Source organism: Methylibium sp. (genome assembly GCF_013817365.1).
Lineage (GTDB): Bacteria > Pseudomonadota > Gammaproteobacteria > Burkholderiales > Burkholderiaceae_C > Methylibium.
Window position 1 is genome coordinate 1 of the sequence record NZ_JACDCU010000603.1, and the last position, 2,050, is coordinate 2,050.

General features: G+C 68.1%; 2 protein-coding genes. One reads left to right on the forward strand and one right to left on the reverse strand.

Annotated elements, in window-relative coordinates; all coding sequences use genetic code 11:
- Nucleotides 1–6: 6 nt before the first annotated feature.
- Nucleotides 7–951, reverse strand: coding sequence for an ROK family protein (locus tag H0W38_RS21895; RefSeq protein WP_292458206.1), 945 nt, complete (start codon nucleotides 949–951; stop codon nucleotides 7–9).
- A gap of 86 nt (nucleotides 952–1,037) precedes the next feature.
- Between H0W38_RS21895 and H0W38_RS21900 the strand changes: the two genes are divergently transcribed.
- The gene (locus H0W38_RS21900) at nucleotides 1,038–1,859 is read left to right on the forward strand and encodes a molybdopterin-binding protein (RefSeq protein WP_292458209.1); all 822 of its coding nucleotides are present in this window, start codon (nucleotides 1,038–1,040) and stop codon (nucleotides 1,857–1,859) included.
- Nucleotides 1,860–2,050 lie beyond the last annotated feature (191 nt).

A 2,050-nucleotide genomic window follows, 5' to 3' on the forward strand; every position in this document is an offset into this window, starting at 1 on the left:
GACGGTTCAACGAACGCGCTGTGCCGGCTCGCGGGCCAACCATGCCGCACCGCGCACACCCGAGGCATCCCCATGGCGCGCCAAGGCGAGGTGCGTTCGCACTGGCGCATCAACACCGGCGCCGAAGACCCATGGCGACCACAGCGCGGGCAGTCGCTCGACCAAACCGGGCAGTTTGGAGAGTCCGCCGGCCAGCACGATGACGTCCGGGTCGAGCAGGTTGATCACCGTGGCCAGCGCGCGCGCCAGCCGGGCGGCATGACGCTCGAGGCTCGCGCGGCAGGCCGCATCGCCAGCGGTTGCGGCCTGCGCGATAGCCTGCGCATCGAGCAGCGCGCCGCTGCTGTGGCGAGCGTGGTCGGCTGTTAGCGCCGGCCCGCTGAGCCAGGTCTCGATGCACGAGCGCGCGCCGCAGTAGCAGAGCGGCCCCGGCCGCTCGGCGTCGCTCGGCCACGGCAAGGGGTTGTGGCCCCATTCGCCTGACAGGCCGTTCGGCCCCTGCAGCACGCGGCCATGCACGGCGATGCCGGCACCGACGCCGGTGCCCAGGATCACCGCGAAGACGACCGCCGCTGCCGAGCCGGCGCCATCGGTGGCTTCTGACAGCGCCAGACAATCGGCGTCGTTGGCGAGCGCGACCGGCTGGCCCAGCAGCTCTTGCAGATCGGCCTGCAGCGGCTGTCCGTTCAGGCAGGTCGAGTTTGCGTTCTTGACGCGGCCGAGCGCATCGGCGCTGCCGGGCGACCCGATGCCGAGAGTCACGGCCATGCCGGCCGCTACGCGTGCGCGCTCGACGAGCGAGGCGATCGATGCCAGGGTTGCGCGATAGTCGCCGGCCGGCGTGGCGACGCGTTCGCGCCAGAGTTCGGCGCCCTGAGCGTCGAGCAAAAGCGCCTCGATCTTGCTGCCGCCCAAATCGATGCCCAAGGCGGGACCGTGAAGCTTGTTCATTCGCACAGGTTCAAGAGGAAGGGCATCGTGTGCCTTCGGTATGCTCGCCGCATGAAAGTACCGTTCGATTCGCATTGAGCCGCAGCATGGACTTCGGCCTCATCATCATCGGCGACGAAATCCTGTCCGGCAAGCGGCAGGACAAGCACCTCGCCAAGGCGATCGAACTGCTCGGAGAGCGCGGCCTGCAACTCGACTGGGCGCGCTATGTCGGCGATGACCGCAGTCTCATCACCGCAGAACTGCGCGCCGCCTTCGCGAGCGGTGCGGCGGTGTTCTCCTGCGGCGGCATCGGCGCCACACCCGACGACCACACGCGCCAGTGTGCGGCGGCGGCGCTGGATGTGCCGCTCGTGTTGCACGACGAGGCGCGCGAACTCATCCTCCAGCGCATGCGCGACGTGGCGACCGAGCAAGGCATCGCTTTCGACCCCGATCGCGACGACAACCGCCACCGGCTGAACATGGGCGTGTTTCCGGTGGGTGCCCGCATCATTCCCAACCCGTACAACAAGATCCCCGGCTTCAGCTGCACGGGGCTGGCGGGCGGCGCCGTGCATTTCATGCCCGGCTTTCCCGTCATGGCCTGGCCGATGATGGCTTGGGTGCTGGACGGCCAGTACGCCGCGTTGCAAGGACAGCAGCGCCACTCGGAGCGCTCGGTGATCGTCTACGGCGCGATGGAAGCCGCGCTCACGCAGCTGATGGAAGACATCGAGGCTCGCTTCATCGGCGTGCGGGTGTTCAGCTTGCCCAGCGTCGACCATCCGGTGCATGGGCGTCACATCGAGCTCGGCGTGAAGGGCGAGCCGGTCGCTGTCGAGGCGGCATACGCCGACTTGCGGCTCGGCTTGAACGCTGTGCCCGCTCGGCTTGGCCCTGAATTGGTGCGAACGACCAAGTCGTGAGCGCACCGTCGTGGAGCCTGAATGCCACGAAGCGGTGCATTCCATCCCTGCGAGGCGCTGCGACAGTCTGTAGAGCGGCTGGTGCGCCTTCGGTCGGCCCCAATTCTGGGCATGCTTTCTGCTAAATTGCGCCGAGCCTTTCGAGGGCCGCTGGCGGGTTGTCGTGCGCCCGAACAGAAAAACCCGACCCA